The organism is Rhodococcus sp. P4_F3_2, from assembly GCF_056401335.1.
Genome location: NZ_JBFUJN010000256.1, coordinates 1 through 400, shown reverse-complemented (window position 1 = coordinate 400; position 400 = coordinate 1). Strand labels below are relative to the sequence as shown.

Annotated in this window: 1 protein-coding gene; it reads left to right on the top strand. The window is 30.8% G+C overall.

The window, feature by feature from the left end; genetic code table 11:
* Window positions 1–400 (top strand): cytochrome c biogenesis CcdA family protein (locus AC1DWA_RS33635; RefSeq protein WP_477917864.1); only part of this gene is annotated, 400 nt, incomplete at both ends.

Below are 400 nucleotides of genomic sequence, written 5' to 3'. Positions count from 1 at the left end.
ATTTAAATGTGTTCTTTGCTTTTGGCGCTGGTTTTTTATCTTTTATTTCACCGTGTTGTTTGCCTCTTTACCCAGCTTTTTTGTCTTATTTAACAGGCATATCAGTTGATGAATTAAAACATGAAAATAAAATGTTAAATCGTCGTGCTATCTTACATACGCTCTTTTTTATTGCAGGTTTTTCAATTATTTTTTTAGTTTTAGGCTTATCTACTACAATTATTGGTGTGCTATTCAAAGAATATGAAGATTTAGTACGGCAATTAGGAGCAATTTTAGTGATATTCTTTGGACTAGTAGTGACTGGAATATTCCAACCTAAATTTCTAATGAGAGACAAAAAAATTGTATTTAAAAATCGCCCAGCAGGTTATATAGGTTCTTTGTTCATTGGTATAGC